The following is an 18810-nucleotide window of genomic DNA, read 5'->3' as shown; positions in this document are numbered from 1 at the left end:
ATTAGATTATAATAACCATAATCATGCAGTCTATTTACTAATGTCATTACTTCTTGGTCACTCATCTTTACTACCTCGGCTTCACTTCTTCGATAAAGTTATCTAACTGTTTCTTACTGTACCGATGCCATGAATATTTGGGTACCAATCTAACTGCTTCTTCTAATTGCTTTAAGCTTTTTGCCGTGTAGTGATTGGGAAGAAGCTGTTTTTTATTAATATACTTGGCAGCTCGTCTCCGACTATATTTTCTAACCATGTAATTGTTTTCCCTCTTTCTTCACTTTATATATTGATTTTCAAGTTCAAGATACCTAATTTATTTTTCTATGCAATCTTTGCCATAAAAAAAGAGCCTGCTTTTTCTGTAGGCTCTTTTTATCTTTCTTCTCTCCGCCGTTCCTTCTCATCTTCACGTTCAAGATCATCATCTTTATCCAGACGTTCACGTAATGCTCGTTTGGAACGATATTTAGAACTTGATTTTGAAGATTCAATTAAATTACTTAGACTACGAGTAATTCCTTGTGCCAAGACAGCTGATTTCTTTGGCGGTTCTCGTTTGGTTGATTTTTTACTCGGTAACTCTTTATCAAATAAGTGTTTATCCAGGTAATCAATGATTGGTCTATTTGGATGATTTGCCGGATCTTCAATTCTTAAGTAAATCTTCTTTAATTCCTGAAATAGCGGACCATTCACTCTTTTTCTTTCATCCAGCGGTAAGTTATTATTCTCATGAATTTGCCCTTTGAGCTGCAGCACCTTTATTTCATCTTGATACTGATTTAATAGCTGTTTTAAATCAGAAGTAATATATTTAATTCCTGGATCCTTCCGATTACTTTTTAGCAGCTGTTGCTCTTTTTTTAGCTGGTCCAATCGTTTGCTAATTCTATCGGGAGTAGCTTTCTCTATTGATAGTCTCTTAACATCTTGATATTTGCCTCTTAGAACGCTTTGCAGCTTCTTTTCCTGTTGAGTTAGTCCCTTCTGCGGTTTCTTCTCAATCTTTAACAATACCTGTCGCTCTTGATAGTAACGAATGAATGGTGATAACTTGGTTAATTCACCTAGGCTATATAAACCATCGATCTTTTTAGTTAGATCGTCTACTTGTTGATCCAGGTTGTAGATCTTCAAGTAATACCGTCGAAGCCCTAGGCGCATTCTGATCTCCCTAGCAACATCAGAAGAGCCATCCATACCCTTTAATGCCGTTTCTTCGGCCTTCATAATTCTTTTATTTAATTCCGGCCCTTGTTCTTTCAGAATCTGCAACCGGTCTTTTTTGTATAGTTTTCTCTTTGACTCATAGTCCCTAAGATTAGCAAATAATAAGTTTACCAATTGATCTCTGAGCTTATCGTCTCGCGGCTGAACAGTATCCTTAATGTTATTACCGTAACTTACTTTAGCTACCTCATCTAATTGCTGTGAACTATTCGTATAGAACGCATAGGAATTGCTTAATTGATGATCAAGTAGATAATCAACTAAATCATAAGCTAATTCTCTTGATTCTTTAAAATCAACACTATGATTGGAAGCTCGCCATTTCCGTTTATCCTTGTAATCAGGCAACGTTTGTTGAAGATTGACTAATAGCTTCTCTAAATGTTGATCTTGCTTTATTAACCGACTTTCCAAGTTCTTCATTACGCCCTTGTGATAATCTAATGATTTCTCCAGGGCAATCGTTCTGGTCCGGCTCTCCTCGTTAGCCAGTTCATGATGCAGAATTGATTTTAATTTACGAATAGATTTGGTGTGGAACATTCCCTTAGGTTCCCCATTCTCCTTTAACGGTCGGGTATTTTTCTTTTGGCTAATTGCCAAGTGAACATGGACGTGATTAGTGTTTAAGTGAATATCGCCCCACCAAAAGGTCTGAGGATTATCTAGTCCTTCTGCCTTAAGATAATCGGGCATAGCATTCATAACGGCCGTTTTGATTGCTTTCTGGTTAACGGAGCCATCAGCATTCATTAATCCAGATTTTTCAATAAACTCAGGACTAAAACTAATAACGCCCGCCCAAAGTAATGATTTGTTCTTTTGCGCTTGCTTTAAGTTGTTGATTAACTCTTGATGTTGCTTTTCACTTAACTCATAACTTCCCTGAGCAAAGGTTGGATAATCACCTTTTTCTTCGTTTGTCAGGTCATCTTCCATCTTAGTAGCTGCTTTACGATCTGTGTAACCTAAGTACCCCTTAAAGTTTTTACCAACGTCCGGATCATTTTGAACATTTCTTTCTCTTTGTAAATCGTTCTCTTGTTCTGGAGAAACCGCATTTTCCCGTTCCATATACCCAAGATAACGAACCCCGTTAGCAACCCGAAATTCTTGCGTATAGATAATATCTGGAGAATCTTCACCAGTCTTAGTAAATAGTCCCATTTATTTTTTCTCCTAATTAAGTCTTTATTACTTAATTAAAAGAGTTATGTGTTTTACACAAGATTCGCCAAAAAAGAGCTACTCCTTATTGAAGTAACTCCTTAATTTTAGTTTTTCTAATATCAGAAATAATTTGATACTCTCTTGTCCCATCATTAGGTAATTCACGATATTTATTAATATCCAAGTCTGAATTTAGTATCCGACTTTCACTCCATTTTGATAGTTTATCGACTGGAATATTGGAAATCTTTTGAATTGCCTTGCAGCGGGCCATTCCATAGGTCTTTTTATAAACCACCATATTACCTAATTCTGATAAGTAATGCCTAGCTAGATATTTAGTGACCTTACCGCAGAAACTAATTGGTTCATACAAGTAAAGTTTATTTGCTTGGCTAACTCTTAACATCAAATTAATATGATCAAGCTGAATATCATGCTCTATATCATAAACAGAAGCTACAACCACTTGTTTATAGTCTTTATAACGATCATAAAGAATCGAATTTATCCTGATAACCACACCAATTAGTTTAATATCGCTTCCCACATATGGTGCTAATGCTAGTCGGTCTTCAAACTGGTGCTCCATTAAATTTCACCTCTATTCTGGAAACCGAATGTTTGATACATAATGATTATTCACATAAACAATGACCCAATTCCGTATTAATAGTTGAATTAACTGATCATAGCAGTTATTAATCTTTTTCGTGTTACTTGGCAACTGGTACTTCTGGATCATCGGTTGTACCTTTTGCATTGTTACTGACTTGCTATCTATCTCAGATCCCATTTCTAGGCGGCCATCATCGAAAACAGTAGACACAATTAAAGTTTGTATGATACTTTTTGGATCCAAAATTCCTTTGGCAGTTAGCTTTGGAAAATAACGTAACACACGTTCGTAAGTTACTTCTTTATGTCGCCATGCAAGTTTGTCTTGATTACCGAGATTGCTAAACCAATCTTTATAGTTATTATTACGATTATTAATTTTTGCCTGAATAATTATTTTTTCTCTTCTCTGTTTAGCTAATTGCACTTCCTGTACTCGTTTCTTCTGTTCTTCTTTAATCTTCCATGCCTGGTCATTAAGATACCATTCAGTAATTTTCAGAAGCTTTTCACGATCTCTATCATAAAGTGGAAGCTTAACCTGGTAAAAACTCTGAATATACCGAATTTGAGGTTTGCTAAAAATATCTTTTAATAAATTCTTTTGGACACATAATTCATAAGCACCTGTTGGAAATAATTCACCGTATTCTATATTCTGTAATATCTCATCAATTCCGAGGTCAATTTTATGATAACCATTCTTAATCTCGTTAATTACTTCAGGTGATATTCCTGCTTCTTGCTTCAGATGATTAATGCCAAATTTATACTTTTTGTGATTATCTTTTGAAACACAGTAATATAAATACTTAACATGTTTCCCACACTCGCATTTTAGTGGTGAAGCACTAGGATTGTGCTTATCAAAATCTGTGAACTCATCATAGCCAACAAATTCAAAATCACCGCCTTCTTCATTGATTTTCGTTAATAGCTTTGAGTTTACTTGATATTTTTTAAATTCTTCCAGTACTTTCTTTTGTTCAGGCGTTAATTGATTAAATATTTTTTGACGCTGGTTTTCTGTTAAGTGCTTGTTATTATTAAAATGTTCAATGCTCGTCTGATATCCTGTATGTGAAATTATCTTACCCATAACTACCCCTTCTTTCTTACCGTAACTATTACATTTACTTCAGCAAATTCAACATTTGCCAAAATAAAAAGATGACCGCAAAAACGATCATCCTTTATTTACTTATTAATAAAAAAGTCCATCTCGATACTTGGAGACAAACTTCTACTTTTTGAGGGACCGCTTGTTATTTCTAAAGCCACTGTAAGCCTCATATACACCATTTAAAACAATGCCAAGCCCAATAATCATGATAATAAAAAGGCCCCATTTTGCAAATGCAGTTCCTATATCATTTGTATTTAACAACTTATTAAATCCATCTACTAACGAAAGTGAACCGAGCGCCATCAGAAATACTCCACCCATGATCTTGATTGGTGAAGATTCATCACCATACTTATCAGCAAAGATAACTGCTCCAATAATAATTATGAGCATAACAAAAAGTAGTATAACACCTAGTAATCCTTCTAAACTTGTATTTGACATTTTTATCATCTCATCCTTTCTTTACTAGTTTTTGATTTTCTTCTAAGAACTTTAATATACCCGAAGTAAGACAGTCATAATCATCAACATCATATTTCAAGTGATATAAAGTCTTTTCTTTTAGTGCATTGCTTTCCAATTTAGAACTATCCCATTTGGAATCACCCTCAGCTAAATAACAATTAAACTTATATTGACGTAACAAAATTTCATCTTGGTCAAAATCATAATCCTTCTTAGCATTAATTCCTTCTGCTGCTTTGGCAGCAAAATTCTTTGCTAAAGTCAAATCACAAGTAATTCCAATTGTAGTTGATACTTCTGAATCATATTCTCCTTTTATATGCACAACTACATAAACAAATTCTTCCATATTTTCCCTCCAATTAGTACTTTTTAGATATTCCTTATTGATTAAACTTTTGACTCAAAGCTTCTCTCACGTTCTGAGGAGTTTTTTGGTATTTTCTTGAGTTTATATATGTGCCCTGAACAGCTAACCGATTAGCTCCAGTTGCATCACAAGTAATTAAAGTGACTTGTTTTTTATTAGTGTTCTTGACTAAATCAACTCGATACTTGGAAACAAATTTCTTGGAAGTAATCTTATAAGTATAAACATTCTTCATATCGGTTAAATAAATCTTCTGACCAACTTTTGCTCGATAGTATAAAGGGCTAAATAAAACCTTAGGGCCTAGATTACTCATGTTATGACCAGCTAATGCATAGTTACCCTTCCCCATCTCCATATTATTTCTAAAGGTTCCTGCTGCAAATGCCAAATTAGTATTATTAATCCCCTTAGCAATTGGTAAATTAATACCATCATCAGGAACACATATTTGACCAACAATCGGAATATTTTTAGCATTAACCCTTGCTCTTGCAATCTGAGCAAGAGTTAATCTTTTTACCGAAGCATAATCATTCTTACCATTGTTTTTATTTGCATTTTGAATAGTAGAACGATTAATAATTGGCTGGTAAGAACGAACAAGATAATTAGTGATTGGCTTATTAAAAACTAAGAAGTTTGCAACTAATGATAGAAGAATATAAGTAGTAATCCTAATCCATTTTTGCTTCCAGATTATCTTCAATTTTGAATCTTTTTTTGAATTTAAAATCAAAATTCTTCACCTACTTTAGAATTACTCTTCCGTGACGATCTCGAAGCTTTAAGACAAATGCAGGATGTAATTTATCGTCTGGTTTTAGCGGTGGATAATCGTGCCGTAGAGTACTCTCAGAGAAATCCAATAGCCCAGATATTTGGTTGTTATTTAAACCAAAGTTCTTGTAATAAGTTACGACCAGTCTAACCGCATCTCGTTGTGATAAACTCCGGTAAGTTTTTTTAGTAATCCCAAGCATTTCTCTTATCTTGGCAAGTTGTTTTCGTTCCTTAAAGATTAACCGACCTGATACTTCTAAAGAACCATCATCAACATAATTTCCTGGTGAAGTTTCATCGCCAACATGTTGATACCATAACGGATCAGTTTTATAAAGTTCATGCAGAGCCTCATAAAAGCCATCGATCTTTTTTAGATTTTTCATAAAAGCCCCTTCCCTTTTTTAGACAACTTTTTGAACAACTCTTGATTATCTTGTTTAACCAAATTAGCTAGTGCAGCATAAATTTCATTTTGAGCATTCCCAGCATGATACATTGAATCTAACTTCTCGTAGCTTCGCATATCACGACGAACTATACTTTGGTTAGTATCCATTAACAAGTAGAAAATCATATTAAGTAAGTCTCGATTACCATGTTCCAATTTAATTACTTCTTTATTCCGATCAGCAACTTTTTTATTAATTAACTGTTTCTTAAAATCAGAGTACATCAGCTTAGGATCATCACTCCATTTTTGAATCAAAATTGATAGATAGTCCCCTAAAAGTTGATTAGCTAGTCCCGATTTTGTCCTGATATTTTCATCCATTAAGTACGTATTGCTTTTTAAAAAAGCAAACAATTGATTCACTTTTTCAGCATTAGTAGCATTTAATCTAATCATTGAGTTTTGAGTCATTGGTATTCTCCTTTGCTTTTAAAATTTCCTCAGCTTCTTTGTTAAAATCATCATCCAATCCTGCCTGTTCATAAAGCAAAGATTTTATTTGATTAAGCGACAAAGAATTAGCCACTAAGAGTTCTTTAACGTCGTTTAAAAATTCAGCAAGCCGACGATTTTGATCAATCATATTTGGTAATAACTCTGATACTCTTTGCTCATGTAAATATGATTGAATAATGTTTTGGATAAGTTCTTTTTTTGAAATTTTTTCTGACTTCGCCATATGTTGTAAATCAAGACTATCAGTCTCATCTAACTCAATGTGTGTTGAAACTTTTTTACTTTTATTTACCAAGATAATTCCCTCATTTTTACTTATAATTTATCGACATTCACTGCCAATATATTTAATGATTTAATAACAAGAAAAATTGAACAAGGTATAATAACCTACTCTCTACTTAATATTGATGAATGAGCATAAGGGGAAACTGTCATCGGCAAGCCGACGACCCGCCAACGGCGGGGTTTCCCAAAGGCCCTAAATTTTATCGGCTGTCGCCTATTTGTTTACTGCTGTATACATTTGTTTACATATTATGTTTACGTTTGTATACAAATGTTTACGTTTGTATCAGTGCCTACATTCCAGTTTGATTACGTAACAAATTCAAATTAGTAATGTATTTATGGAAAAAGGTAATCAATTGTTGAAACATAATAAACAAATAAAAGACAAAGAAGATTGCACAAAGAGGTACAAGAAATTCAGTAACAAAACTAACAAAACCAGGGACCGTTAATTCATGAATAGACTGACGAATTCTTTGTTGATTTTCTTGGTCATAATCATGTTTCAAGTAACCAAATAATTCGGAAGTATTGGCAAAACCAAATCGACGATTTGGTAGCTTAAATTGGCTTCTGGTAATTTTGTTTGGCTTCTTAGCATGATAATTTCTTAAACGTAATTTGCAAATAATGCCACAATCAATTTTTACTTTTCCGTTCTTCTTGTACTTTGAAACAGGAACATTTATTAATGCGCCAAACAAGTCGTTTTTCATTCAATTCAAATGTTGAAGTATGCATTGCTTTTTGCAAGTCCTTTGGTAATTGAAACCACTTCTTTTTACCATTTGCTAACCTAACTTGTACCCAATAATAGGTACGTTTCCCTGTTGCTTTTGCAACTTTTAATTCATATAAGGCCCGATCTCTAAAGGGAAGTTCTCTTATATCAATTTGCGATTTACCATCCATTTATATCTCACCTCATACCCATTAATGAATAATCGTTTTTATCATGAAACATAAACAAAAAAGAAAGAAAAGAATTAAACCCGAACCAATCACTATAAATAAATCTTCAAAAAGAATTACAGGTATTTGCTTCTTTCTCTCTTTCTTTTTCTCCAATTCTCTAAAATTTTCCTGTCTGATTATCAAAACTAATTTTCTCCTTTAGTCATTATCAAATTGATAGTGACCATTCCGAATATCATGAATTTGTTTTTGATAAAGTTTAATTTGTTCTTGCTTCTTTTCGTTATCCTTATTCAGTCGAGTGATCTCATTTTCTTGTTCTTGGAAATCACTTTGATAATCTTGAATCTTGCTACTATCAGTTTCCTTGTTAGTAGAATATTGACTTTGTTTGTTGATCTGATCGATAGCAACTTGATCGGCCTTGGCCTGCTTAATATCAGAATCAATACTTGAATTATTTTGTTTAATTTTCTTCTTTAATCGAGCAATCTGTGTCTCAATATCTTCAATCATGTAATCAGCTTGGCTCCGTTTTGCTAGCTTATTATTAACAAATTTTTCGTCTTCATTGATAATAAAATTGAAATAATTTGGACCAGCACCATTAGCCTTAGCTGAAGATGATTTACTACTTGCTGTACTCATTGAATCTTCATCATCAGTATCGTCACCAGTATCAATTGATGAAGCTTTTGTACTAGCCTGAGTGTTAATTACTCTAAGTTGAATAGCACGATAACCAGGCTTTAAATCATTCAGAAGCAGGACGTAATCATTATTAGTCAAAGCAATTTTTTGAACTGGAATTTTCTTTTTTCCATAAGCCTGAGCCTTAAATTTTACATTATCAGGATCCAATGGCTTTGAGTCAGTACTGCTTGCGTGCATTTTTACAACCATGAAATCCTTTTTAGAGTTATATTCACGAGAAGTAATTGCCATTGCTGCTTGACTATTTTGTCCTAAAGTTTGTGGTTCATTTAATCTAGTACTCTCAAACTTTGAATGCATTGGAGCAGATATTCGAGCATCAACAAAAATAAATGTCATAACAAAAAGAAAGGCTGCCACAATGAGCAACTTTGACTTTAATAAGTTTTCTTGATGCCAAGAACTAAATGGTTTAACAATGTGATAACGAATCCAATTAAACAAAAGCGAAAGGTATTTCCATAGCCATTTAATGAATTGTATTAATAGGTTCATTTGACGATCTCCTTGGTCTATTTAACAAAAGGAATAGCTTGTAAATTACGATAAATTGCTTTAACTTGCGTCTTATTATTTCCAGCATATTGATAAGATGGTACCCCATTTTCATTCTTAATAACTTGAGGTTGTCCATTTTTTAGAATCATAAAAGTTGGTGTTTGCGTAACCTTATATTTATCAAATAATTTCTGATCATCTTTGTTCTGATATTCCACAAACATTACCTTATGTTGCTTTGAGGAGTCACCAGCAACGTTCTTTAACATTGCGTCTAATTCTCCTTGCTTGGAACTTTTATTAGCTGTAAAAGCTACCTTATGGCAATCAGGACAGGTCTTAGAATAAAACATTACCACCACCGGTTCATTAGAAGCCATCATAGCTTGCTGCTGACTTGTCGAAGTCCTATGCAGGTGTGTTACATGAATCCAACCCCAAAGAACTAATACGAGCACGAGAATGGCAATTGAGCTATTAATAATTAGTTTCCTTTGATGAATACGCTCTGGATCATACTTTGAATTATTCATTAATTTTGTTCCTCCTTAGCATTTAAATAAAACTTGATAGATTCCAATAATCGTTTCAATGTAGTCGCCTTTAATAGCACCGCACTTTTCCCTAATTGAATATCACAAAAGTCATTTGAATCTTCTTTAATAGCAAGAACACAATTATCTATAGTCGTCAATGACCTATTAAATGCATTAATCACGATAAAATACTTAAAGCCATCTTGAACAACTCCTAACGATAATGAATCTTTAGTTTCTGGTAACTCATTTAGCAATATCACCGTTTTTTCAAGAAATACTTTCATTGGTAACAATGTTGAAGATGGATCTTCAAGATCCTTTATATAACGATGTAATTCCATATCCATTTGGCCTATCCATTCTGAATAAGTCTTTAAGAATCTAACAATGACTTGATTAATTTCTTTCTCATCAACTGGTCCATGACCAAAGTTTATTTTTTTCATTCTATAAAAATCTAAATCAGTAAATCTATCAGGATTCATGTGTTCTACTAGACCAGGTTCATTTTCCTTTCCAGTCAAATTATTTAATTGAGCTTGTAAACTATAAAGATGATTTGTTAAGTCATCAAGATTAGCTAATAACTCGTCCTGACTTTGGACTATGGATTCTTTTTCTGCTTTAGAATTTTTATTAAACATTTTTCTATTTTCTCCTTCTTATTCAATTGTCTTTTTGACTCTGTACTAATTTCCAAGTAGCCTGCCATAATATACTCATAAATAGAGCTATACAAAAGAGTAATAATGACTGGTAAACTGCAGGTACTACCATTACTAAAAAGCAAAAAGAAATCGTTCCTAACCAAAAGAAAATACCAATTACTCTTCTCCACCTCAGAATGGATTTACTAATAAATTGCTTATTATCTTTAGCTGCTCGTATCTCTTTATCTATTACACCGAGAGAATTTATGTATCTCGTTTCTGCAATGACCATTAATATAAAACCAACAATCCACATATTTACTTCCTCTATTTACTATCCTTCATTACTATTTGTTTATTGACTTTTTATCTTTACTTTGGCTAGTATTTTCCAAACTATCTGCCACGAAACGGCAATAAGGATCGTTGAGGACAGCATAATTAGAGGTATATATTTACTTGGAATGATGAGTACAACAATTGCAGCACTGATACCAGCTAAGAGGTTTATATTATTAATTAAGTCTAAGACTATAATGATTTGCTTATTGAGTAGTTGCTTGTGTCGTTTTAATAATCTAAGTAGTTTACTAAAAGAATCCACATACCCTGCTTCAGCAATTGCTATCAATATAAGACTAAGAATCCACATACCTTACTTCCCCTTTACTTATTCCAGCCTTTTATCTTTTCAATTGCCAAATATAGTGGTTTATCTAAATTACCAATGGAATGATAAGCTTCTAAAACTGCTTCTCTTTTTGCATACATAATTCAATGTTTAGCCTCGAAATCTTTAACTGTCTCAATAACAGCTTTATCCCAGTCAATAGCAACCTGTGGATCCTTTTGCATTTTTTCAATCTCGTCTAACGTATATTGACCAATGAAATCACTCGCATTTTCAGGCATACCAACCAGAACTACATATTTTTCAGGTGATGCCTTGACTATTTCATAATCCTTAATTGCTTCAATTTTCTGCTCAATCAAGAACGTATATATGGCTTGTAAATCCTTTACAGTGAAAACGCTAGCTCTCTCTTTTGTGGTTGTAGTAACAAAAGGACCAACTTTCCCATCACTATTAATATACCTAGCAATAGAAGCCTCAACATTATTGTCTACTGCTTTTAGATATCCGTCTCTAACGTATCTATCTTTCAAAAAGTATTTTTGAGAATCATCATTAGAAACAAAAAGCTTAGTAGTTTCACTATTATTAACAGGATTGCCTGAGACGTTTGCTTCTTTCTTAAAACGCATCTCATAAGGCGTATTCAAGAATGAACTGGTAGCTGTCAAAATCTTGAATAGTGTTTGAGCATCTTCAGCATTTATATACCAAGAACCAAATAGTTTATTAAAATCACCAAAATGAGCTTCGTCCATATTACTTTTCTTATCAAAATCAACAAGAGTTCCAAAATAACCACCACTGGATTCAAACAAATCAACCGATATTTTTGACGTCCAATGCTTACGCACCTTAAATGACATAAAATCACAAATAACGAACTGCTCCACGTATTGCTTATATTCTCTATAATTCATCCTCATTAGCTCCTTAAATTCTTTCCTCTGCTGGGGTATTAACTAGTTTTCCAATAATTACAAGTACTTGCTGTAACTCCTGCCATGCTGTCTTACCAATTTGATTGCCCTCTTCAAACGGCATGGTAAACAAGGTTATGGCATGCCCATTGTGGTAACTACAATCAAAGTTGAGAACGATAAAGTTACTTACTTTCTCAATAACTGTTAAATGAGGATTGCTACCACTGTGATCTTCAACTGTCAGTAGTGCCTTCCAATATTTCGTTCTGTCTATCTCATCAATTGCTTCATTAATTTTCATTTTTTCCTCCATTTAGTGAAATACATTGCCGATTATCTTTAGGTCTTTAGCCGGATACTGATAAACCGGAACGAACTTCCCGTGATCAAAGTAAACCGTTCTCTCGTCACTGCTTAACTCTTTAATCTGCACAATATCGCCTTCATAGATTGGCTTACCAACGCAATCATGAACTCCGGTATATTGCATCAGTTCATGATTCTTGCGAGCTCCTACCCAATTTTCAGTATCGTCAGATGGTTCAAAGTCAAAGACCGTTGAAGTATCACCATCTACCCGATGAGAATAAGAAAAATCTGTCTGTAACTGATCAAATTTTCTAAATTTAATAACTTTCAAATTAAATCCCTCTCATTTATTTTTATTAAGGAGTAGTTAGTGGCTGACAAAAGCCAATTATCATGACAACAAACGTAAGAATACCAACTAAGATAATCAAGAACTTAACTACTTGGTAACCCAAGATATTCTTGCGTTCATCATCAACCGAGTTTTCTTCACTACCCCAGTTTCCTTTAATTTGCTTTTCTAAGTCTCTGTGTCGTTGAACTTCCCTACTTGGTCGTGAATGAATAATCATTGGTTTGCCCTCCTAAGCTTTACGGTGACCAATGACACTACCATTGTTTTCTGCTAAGTGAAGCTCAGCTAATTTAATAATTTCGGCATCAGTCACTCGTCCAGGAAGTCGCTTAACAAAATCAATCATCTTTAACGGCATACCATTGTCCTGACGAAGGGAATTAAAATAAGTCCCCATACTTTCTTCTGAAATACCAGCCAAATGATGGTAGATCCTTGGTTCTACACTAACCACGCGAATTAAACCTTTTGGATCACTGCAGACCGCTAAAAAGCTTTGTCGATCTTGCTTGCTTTTCGCTCGCTTGGTTATCTCCATTGCTTGATAGAAATCTGGTTGCTTACTCTTTTCGAGGAAGAAGAATAAATCATGTTCTTCCAAGCCATCTGCATTCACAAATTTACCTTTGACAAACATTCTTACCCTCTTTTCCTCAGCTCATCATTAAAGTTGCCCTTAACAACGTTTCCTGAGCCAGCTTTCACTTTCTTTCCTACTTCAGCACGAAGCTGCTTTGATTTGTTTTCTAGCAAGTCTGCCACATCTAATAGTCCAGCTTGGCTTAGTTCTTCGTGAGATAAGAGCTGAACATCAGAAGATAACTCCTGCACATCTAATTGGCGGTTAATTGCCTGTTTCCACTGTGAAGTGATAGAAACTACCTTCTGGTATGACTTTCGATGAGTTTCATGTTGATCCTTCTTGGAAGCCATTTGCTGACTCATTGAGTTAATCTGCTTAACTAACGCTTCATTCTGCTTTTCTAGTTTCTTGATTTGCCGCTCATATTCAGCAATATCATCTTTATTAGGCGCTTGACTAATTGCAGACTCTAGCTCCTCAATCTGCTTTTCCTTAGCGACTAATTTACTCCGGCTTTGCTGCACTTCATCAGCTAATTCGTCATAGTCATCAGGTGGAACAATTACTGCCTCAGGCTGGCTTTTATGCTCTTCCTCCAGCTTCAATTCCAGGTGATGCCGTTGACTATTAGCATCGTCTAATTGAGTAGCTAAATCGGCTCGTTGCCCTTCAGAATTAGCTAATTGATTGCTTAATCGCTGGTTTTCGGCTTGTAGTGACTTAATTTTTTCGTCTTGATCTTGCTGTGTCTTGCGGTTCTTGGAGATATCGTTCAGCATTTTTTGCCAGATTGGACTCTCTCGAACTTCTTCACTGGTGTGTAGCAAAATTTCTTCTTTTTCTGGTTCAAGATTACCTGTTCCAATTTTTTCTTGGACCTTTTGCGGCAAACTCATGAAATTCTCTAGCATAACTTCTTCATCAGGTGCGTTCTTCGCTTTAATTCTGAAGTAACCATTGGCCACATTAATAGCTCGGTAAGCCGCTGAACGAGATAAATTATGAGCATTGACCCATTTTTCAAAAGTGATTCCATCACGGACTCCTGGTCGTTTAACTAAGTCACGAACCTGACGCAATAACGCCCCAAACTTAATTACAAAATCACGTTCATAGTCTCCCCATTGTGCTTCAATCTTCAGGAAATCATTGCGATCCTGAGCAGATAAGCGGTTGTAAAAATTATCAAGTGGTTCTGAAAGCTCTTTATGTTCAGCGTTATTAACTGGTACTTGATTCTTCTTCATTTCGATCCCCCCTCGTATCGTCCAAATAAGTCAAACAGTGTTTCTGCATAAATTTCTGCCAAGCTTTGTTCCCTCGTCGACTAAGTTTCTTAGGTCGTAACTGACTATCAGGAGCTTTATTAAACCGCGGTACCCAGTCATAGTTAAATCGTTCAACAATCACGATCGACTGCCACCTTGGACCGTATAGCGTCTGTCCTTCGTACTTCCAAGTTGATCCTGGAGCCATTCGCTGAAAGGTGCTTGCTGACGGAATGATCAAGTAATACGGCTTCTGATTTACATATTTAGCGTGAACAAAATAGAATTTAACTACTGGTACCATCTTTATTACGCTCCTTGGCTTCTATTTGTTGTAAAGAAAGCATCTAACTTAGACCAGATGAATTTCTGTAAGTCGACTTCTGGTAACCCACCATCAAACTCACATTGCGCTAATTTGCTTGCTTTAACCGGAACAAACAAAAATGGTTTCCCGTAGTTAAAAGATAACCGGCCAATGTAGATATATTGATCATCAGCTGAAACAATTAACTTATCATTTTTCTTGAGCGCTTTAACTAGTTCGTTGGTTGTCATTATGTTGTTTCTCATTTCTTTCAATCTTGTGTCTTACTGAAAAAAGCCCACAACAGATATATCCGCCCAAAAATGATAAAGAGATGATTGCATATAAGCCTAGCCACATCATTTTTATTCACTCTCCTTCTCAAAAATATCCAGCCATTCATCTTTAGCTGGCAAAATAAACGTGCAGTCATTGCCGTAAATTTTGATTTCCCGATGCTCGCCTTGCCCATTAACACTCAAAATAATTGCTTGATGATCAGTTAGCGGTTGAATAAGCGTGAAATTATCACGTTTAATATCAAAGTGATTCTCCTTAGCTAATCTTTTTGCAACAGCAATAAGTCTGCTATTAGCCTGATCTAAACAAAACTCTTTCATGTGGTACTTCCTCCTGCTAGTTTTTTTGCTTTATATTCTGCTAGTCGTTTGTGAAGCGCTGCTAAGGACTGAGGACTCGATTTTTTTAGCTCAGCCGGAGTCGGGTCCTTATAAAGCCAATCTGGAGTGTGTTCAATCACCTTTCGCTTCTTGTAAGTAGGTGTTGCTTTTTTTCTCGTTTCTGGTTTAGTTACACCTTGAGTTAAGCAACGATTCAAAATCGAATTTAAGAATCCCCACGATGGGTGATCGTATCGGGTCTCCCGTTTAGCAACGCTAATTGCGTATAAAACAACCTCTTTGCCTAATTTGTGAACGTAAAAAGCTAATTGCGCCCGGTCTGCAGGGGTTAGTTTTATGCCGACTTCAACCGCTTTGGCGTAACAAGCCTGGGTTAGCGGATCAAGCTCATCTTTGCTAGATGAGTTCTTGGTACCGACATTAGACACTCCTAAACCATCTTTGCTAGACGGTTCAGCAACAGTTGGCACTGTTGACTTATTTTTACCAGTTCTTTGCGAGGACTGATTAAGATTGTCTTTGTCTGCAGTATCCGCTTGTGTGGCAGTCTTCACGTTATTTTGCCGATAATTGCTAAATACCTTTGCTAGGTAGGAGCCAGCACTGCTTGCTTGCTTCACTTTCCATTTAGCGTAATTAAAAGCATGTAGAACAACATCAAGACCAAATTCAAATACCCACTGGCTTATTTGCTTTTCAACGAACTCAGAAGGTTTACCCCAGATATCGTTCCAGAGATTATATGCTTTAGAGACGCCTTCGGGGTCATCAAGAGAATGTTCCGACTGATTCTTTGCAAGAACTTTTTCATCGGAGGGCAATGCTTTGCTAGCATGCTTACTACTACTTACTGAGTAATTAGTGCTATGAGTAATTAGTAGTGGGACGTTTACCAACATTGGAAAACGTGACATAGGTTTTTGATAAATTGCACCTATGTTTGAAAACGTGACATAGGTTTTTGGCTCAAAATAAGCCAATGTCACAAAATCAAACATAGGTTTTTGAACCCATAACCAGTAATTATTAACTTGACTTTTCTTAGCTGATTTTCTTTGCCTTTTTGCTTTAACTGAATTATCACCAAGGGTTCCGGTATCATCTAATATCCAGTCACCCGATGTTAACTGTCCTTTTTCATTACGTACTCGGCTTCGTTTTAGATAGCCATATTTTTCAAGCTGATTTAATGCTTTTCGCAGCTTGGTTCTTCCAGAAGCCGACCGTCCAACAATATCAATCTCATTAAATGACCAATCATCAGGTAAGTGCCATAAAAGTTGAAAAGTTCCCATGGCTTCCAATTCCAATCTTCGATCATCATATGGAACATTACTCACAGTTGAGTAACCTTGATGTTTTCGATGCTTAATCCTTGCCATAAGTTGCACCTACTTTATTGGACATAATTTCCAAGCAGAATTAGCTTGAGAGTTAGTAATTAGATGGTGTTGTTCTAATTCACTAAGTACTTTTAAGTTATGCTCAGGGGTATCACTCGACCTGTTATTAACATCTTCTACACTAAATTCCGTTTGTTTTCGACAAAGTAAAAAGTTATATAAACCAATTGCATCAAGAGTTAGTCCTTCTTCAAATACTCGATTGGGAATTCGTGTACGATTCGTACTAACTGATTTATGCTTGATTTTTATAATTCTTGGCACATTATCACTCCTCATCCTAAAGACTATTAGCGATACCCAGTAGAACCTTTTTCAAGTAACGAGGGCTTAAATTTGTAGCAGTAATTGCTGTCAAGATTAAAAGTTCTTCTAATGAAAGCTTATTTTGATTTTGATCACGAGCAATAACTAGACTGTTAGCCTCATTCCCGGCTTCAGCATTTTTTAATATTGCAGACATCAAAATTTCTGCATCAACATACCCTTTAGAAAGTACATAATTCTTACCGCCTTCAGCGTGAGCTACTAAGAAATAGGCTTGAAAATCAGAATAGTCTAATTCATTTCGAACCCGTTTCACAGTGTTTTCGTTTTCTCGTGAAATGTTGTTATCCATACAAATACTCCCTTAAATTTTTGACTTAATTTCTTTCAGTGGATAGTTAGCAACTAAATGACTTGCTAACCAAACAATCAGTTCGTTGGTTGAGAAGAACGACTTGCATAAGCTTTTAATGTATTCTTCATGCCATTTACCGGCAGGGTAGACATAAGCCCAATATAAGCAGTCGATTCGACTAGGATTAGCGTCTAGTTCAATCAGCCAACCATTGTCTTGGTAGCTTTTCAAAATACCGCTGGCTTGCTCTAAGGTTAATTTCTCTGCAGTCATAGAAATCATTCCTTTCTCTTTAGAATTACTGGTTTTTATCGTCGCTTCGTAAAATCGAATGCTGTTTCATGATGATCCAGCCATTCACAGAACTCCCTAGCCTTAAAATGCCAAGGACTGTTTTTAGCGGGTCCTTTTTGAACGATACCTTCTTGCTTTAATCGCTCAATTTCGTTGCTATATCGAGGATTAGCAAGGATATTATCCAGAATCCATTGACGATTAACACCAAGCTTTTCTTGAACATCTTTAATCGACCACATTTTCCCCATCAACGCCTGATCTTCCAAATCACGTAAAGTAGCTTTAGAAATCAAAATAACGTCTTCAGGAAATTGAACTTTAATTCCATTAGGTAATTGCATTTCTTGCATTTAGGTCACCTCCAAAATTAACCGTTCTTATTTTTGTCCTGTTTTCCTTACTTCTGGAGTAAAAAAATAATCGCCTATTTCGCCAGTAGTAATATCTAATGCATTAGCGATTGCTAAAATTTCTTCTTGCTTAAAAGAAGAGCGATGAATTAGCTTGGCATTAAGCGTTACACGCTCTATATTAGTATCGCTTGCCAACTGAGTTTGACTATAACGGTAATCTTTCATTCGGTTAAATAATTTTGAATAGTCAAACAGAATTCTTGTCATAAATAAATACCTCCAATTATTTGTCGTGTTTTCCTTACTGCTAATGATAAATCATTTGATATTTAAATCAACAGTTTTTGTAAAGTTTTCCTTACTATTTATGTAAATAAAACAATTTATATGGTAATATACTGTTAAGATCACATGTTTAAGGAGTAATAAAATTGGTAGAAAAGGTAGCACAATTCAAGGACAGACTTAGATTAGCTATTGATAAGTCTGGTCTCTCCCAAGCTGCCGTCGCTAGGAAAGCTGGGATTAGAAGACAAATTATCTCTGATTATCTAAAGGGAAAATATGAAGCCAAGCAAGAAAATATTTACCGTTTGGCTAAAGCATTAGACGTTAATGAAGCTTGGTTAATGGGGCTTAGTGACAGTAAAGTAAATTCAAATACTACTAGCGATAATACTAAAGCAAATGGTAATGTTGATGAAGAAAAAATTGATGAGATTGTTGCAGGTATGCGATCATTTGGGGGAAAAGAAATTTCAGAAGCCCAAAAAGCTGCCTTAAAAGCATCTATAAAAGGTATCTTGAAAGGCATGGACAATTAATCA

General features: G+C 35.0%; 32 protein-coding genes. 1 reads left to right on the top strand and 31 read right to left on the bottom strand.

Going from position 1 to position 18810, the window contains the following annotated elements; genetic code table 11:
• Positions 1 to 70: 70 nt before the first annotated feature.
• The 31 genes from N4627_RS03055 to N4627_RS02905 form a co-directional block, all read right to left on the bottom strand.
• On the bottom strand, positions 71 to 259 hold the full coding sequence (locus N4627_RS03055; protein WP_260964964.1) for a hypothetical protein: 189 nt from the start codon (positions 257 to 259) through the stop codon (positions 71 to 73).
• Between the two features lie 119 nt (positions 260 to 378).
• Positions 379 to 2403, bottom strand: coding sequence for a relaxase MobL (gene mobL, locus N4627_RS03050; RefSeq protein WP_260964963.1), 2025 nt, complete (start codon positions 2401 to 2403; stop codon positions 379 to 381).
• 85 nt (positions 2404 to 2488) lie between these two features.
• Positions 2489 to 2998 (bottom strand): hypothetical protein, encoded by a 510-nt coding sequence (locus N4627_RS03045; protein WP_260964962.1) that lies wholly within the window; start codon positions 2996 to 2998, stop codon positions 2489 to 2491.
• A 12-nt stretch (positions 2999 to 3010) separates the two neighbouring features.
• A complete protein-coding gene (locus N4627_RS03040) occupies positions 3011 to 4123 on the bottom strand; it encodes a hypothetical protein (protein WP_260964961.1) in 1113 nt (370 codons plus the stop codon).
• Positions 4124 to 4267: 144 nt separating this feature from the next.
• Positions 4268 to 4594: a hypothetical protein gene (locus N4627_RS03035; RefSeq protein WP_191912883.1), complete on the bottom strand. Its 327-nt coding sequence runs from the start codon at positions 4592 to 4594 to the stop codon at positions 4268 to 4270.
• Between the two features lie 10 nt (positions 4595 to 4604).
• Positions 4605 to 4967, bottom strand: a complete 363-nt coding sequence (locus N4627_RS03030; RefSeq protein WP_191912884.1) for a hypothetical protein — start codon at positions 4965 to 4967, stop codon at positions 4605 to 4607.
• Between the two features lie 34 nt (positions 4968 to 5001).
• Complete coding sequence (locus N4627_RS03025; RefSeq protein WP_260964960.1) at positions 5002 to 5697, bottom strand: class A sortase; 696 nt, start codon at positions 5695 to 5697, stop codon at positions 5002 to 5004.
• 40 nt (positions 5698 to 5737) lie between these two features.
• Positions 5738 to 6157, bottom strand: coding sequence for a hypothetical protein (locus tag N4627_RS03020; RefSeq protein ID WP_260964959.1), 420 nt, complete (start codon positions 6155 to 6157; stop codon positions 5738 to 5740).
• Entirely contained in the window at positions 6154 to 6636 is a 483-nt protein-coding gene (locus tag N4627_RS03015) for a hypothetical protein (RefSeq protein ID WP_260964958.1), read from the bottom strand. Before N4627_RS03015 ends, N4627_RS03020 begins: the two co-directional genes overlap by 4 nt.
• Positions 6614 to 6976, bottom strand: coding sequence for a hypothetical protein (locus tag N4627_RS03010; protein ID WP_260964957.1), 363 nt, complete (start codon positions 6974 to 6976; stop codon positions 6614 to 6616). The genes N4627_RS03015 and N4627_RS03010 overlap by 23 nt, the downstream gene beginning before the upstream one ends.
• Before the next feature lie 286 nt (positions 6977 to 7262).
• Positions 7263 to 7688, bottom strand: coding sequence for a DUF7679 family protein (locus N4627_RS03005; protein ID WP_260964956.1), 426 nt, complete (start codon positions 7686 to 7688; stop codon positions 7263 to 7265).
• Complete coding sequence (locus N4627_RS03000; RefSeq protein ID WP_260964955.1) at positions 7612 to 7884, bottom strand: DUF7679 family protein; 273 nt, start codon at positions 7882 to 7884, stop codon at positions 7612 to 7614. The genes N4627_RS03005 and N4627_RS03000 overlap by 77 nt, the downstream gene beginning before the upstream one ends.
• A 201-nt stretch (positions 7885 to 8085) precedes the next feature.
• Positions 8086 to 9096 (bottom strand): hypothetical protein, encoded by a 1011-nt coding sequence (locus N4627_RS02995; RefSeq protein ID WP_260964954.1) that lies wholly within the window; start codon positions 9094 to 9096, stop codon positions 8086 to 8088.
• Between the two features lie 17 nt (positions 9097 to 9113).
• Positions 9114 to 9632, bottom strand: coding sequence for a thioredoxin family protein (locus N4627_RS02990; protein WP_260964953.1), 519 nt, complete (start codon positions 9630 to 9632; stop codon positions 9114 to 9116).
• On the bottom strand, positions 9632 to 10282 hold the full coding sequence (locus N4627_RS02985) for a hypothetical protein (protein WP_260964952.1): 651 nt from the start codon (positions 10280 to 10282) through the stop codon (positions 9632 to 9634). The genes N4627_RS02990 and N4627_RS02985 overlap by 1 nt, the downstream gene beginning before the upstream one ends.
• 22 nt (positions 10283 to 10304) lie before the next feature.
• The gene (locus N4627_RS02980) at positions 10305 to 10604 is read right to left on the bottom strand and encodes a hypothetical protein (RefSeq protein WP_260964951.1); all 300 of its coding nucleotides are present in this window, start codon (positions 10602 to 10604) and stop codon (positions 10305 to 10307) included.
• 458 nt (positions 10605 to 11062) lie between these two features.
• Positions 11063 to 11842, bottom strand: coding sequence for a hypothetical protein (locus N4627_RS02975; protein ID WP_260964950.1), 780 nt, complete (start codon positions 11840 to 11842; stop codon positions 11063 to 11065).
• Positions 11843 to 11855: 13 nt separating this feature from the next.
• The gene (locus N4627_RS02970; protein WP_260964949.1) at positions 11856 to 12146 is read right to left on the bottom strand and encodes a hypothetical protein; all 291 of its coding nucleotides are present in this window, start codon (positions 12144 to 12146) and stop codon (positions 11856 to 11858) included.
• A gap of 12 nt (positions 12147 to 12158) precedes the next feature.
• Positions 12159 to 12485: a YopX family protein gene (locus N4627_RS02965; protein WP_260964948.1), complete on the bottom strand. Its 327-nt coding sequence runs from the start codon at positions 12483 to 12485 to the stop codon at positions 12159 to 12161.
• Between the two features lie 25 nt (positions 12486 to 12510).
• Complete coding sequence (locus N4627_RS02960; protein WP_260964947.1) at positions 12511 to 12726, bottom strand: hypothetical protein; 216 nt, start codon at positions 12724 to 12726, stop codon at positions 12511 to 12513.
• Positions 12727 to 12738: 12 nt separating this feature from the next.
• Complete coding sequence (locus N4627_RS02955) at positions 12739 to 13146, bottom strand: hypothetical protein (protein WP_260964946.1); 408 nt, start codon at positions 13144 to 13146, stop codon at positions 12739 to 12741.
• Positions 13147 to 13148: 2 nt separating this feature from the next.
• Positions 13149 to 14339 carry a hypothetical protein gene (locus N4627_RS02950; protein ID WP_260964945.1) on the bottom strand — a complete coding sequence of 397 codons (1191 nt, stop codon included), beginning with the start codon at positions 14337 to 14339 and terminating at the stop codon, positions 13149 to 13151.
• On the bottom strand, positions 14314 to 14664 hold the full coding sequence (locus tag N4627_RS02945) for a hypothetical protein (RefSeq protein WP_260964944.1): 351 nt from the start codon (positions 14662 to 14664) through the stop codon (positions 14314 to 14316). The genes N4627_RS02950 and N4627_RS02945 overlap by 26 nt, the downstream gene beginning before the upstream one ends.
• Before the next feature lie 5 nt (positions 14665 to 14669).
• Positions 14670 to 14918, bottom strand: a complete 249-nt coding sequence (locus N4627_RS02940) for a hypothetical protein (protein WP_260964943.1) — start codon at positions 14916 to 14918, stop codon at positions 14670 to 14672.
• A gap of 114 nt (positions 14919 to 15032) precedes the next feature.
• Positions 15033 to 15287: a hypothetical protein gene (locus N4627_RS02935; protein ID WP_260964942.1), complete on the bottom strand. Its 255-nt coding sequence runs from the start codon at positions 15285 to 15287 to the stop codon at positions 15033 to 15035.
• Positions 15284 to 16690 carry a DnaD domain protein gene (locus tag N4627_RS02930; RefSeq protein ID WP_260964941.1) on the bottom strand — a complete coding sequence of 469 codons (1407 nt, stop codon included), beginning with the start codon at positions 16688 to 16690 and terminating at the stop codon, positions 15284 to 15286. The genes N4627_RS02935 and N4627_RS02930 overlap by 4 nt, the downstream gene beginning before the upstream one ends.
• 9 nt (positions 16691 to 16699) lie before the next feature.
• Positions 16700 to 16975, bottom strand: a complete 276-nt coding sequence (locus N4627_RS02925; protein WP_260964940.1) for a hypothetical protein — start codon at positions 16973 to 16975, stop codon at positions 16700 to 16702.
• Between the two features lie 16 nt (positions 16976 to 16991).
• Positions 16992 to 17330 (bottom strand): hypothetical protein, encoded by a 339-nt coding sequence (locus N4627_RS02920; RefSeq protein WP_260964939.1) that lies wholly within the window; start codon positions 17328 to 17330, stop codon positions 16992 to 16994.
• Between the two features lie 12 nt (positions 17331 to 17342).
• Positions 17343 to 17606, bottom strand: coding sequence for a hypothetical protein (locus N4627_RS02915; protein WP_260964938.1), 264 nt, complete (start codon positions 17604 to 17606; stop codon positions 17343 to 17345).
• A gap of 35 nt (positions 17607 to 17641) precedes the next feature.
• Positions 17642 to 17980 carry a DUF771 domain-containing protein gene (locus N4627_RS02910; protein ID WP_260964937.1) on the bottom strand — a complete coding sequence of 113 codons (339 nt, stop codon included), beginning with the start codon at positions 17978 to 17980 and terminating at the stop codon, positions 17642 to 17644.
• A 27-nt stretch (positions 17981 to 18007) separates the two neighbouring features.
• On the bottom strand, positions 18008 to 18250 hold the full coding sequence (locus N4627_RS02905; protein ID WP_260964936.1) for a helix-turn-helix domain-containing protein: 243 nt from the start codon (positions 18248 to 18250) through the stop codon (positions 18008 to 18010).
• A 164-nt stretch (positions 18251 to 18414) separates the two neighbouring features.
• Between N4627_RS02905 and N4627_RS02900 the strand changes: the two genes are divergently transcribed.
• Positions 18415 to 18807: a helix-turn-helix domain-containing protein gene (locus N4627_RS02900; protein WP_260964935.1), complete on the top strand. Its 393-nt coding sequence runs from the start codon at positions 18415 to 18417 to the stop codon at positions 18805 to 18807.
• Positions 18808 to 18810: the final 3 nt, after the last annotated feature.

The sequence above is a fragment of the Limosilactobacillus vaginalis genome, from assembly GCF_025311515.1.
Lineage (GTDB): Bacteria > Bacillota > Bacilli > Lactobacillales > Lactobacillaceae > Limosilactobacillus > Limosilactobacillus vaginalis.
This window is presented reverse-complemented; position numbering and strand designations above follow the sequence as displayed.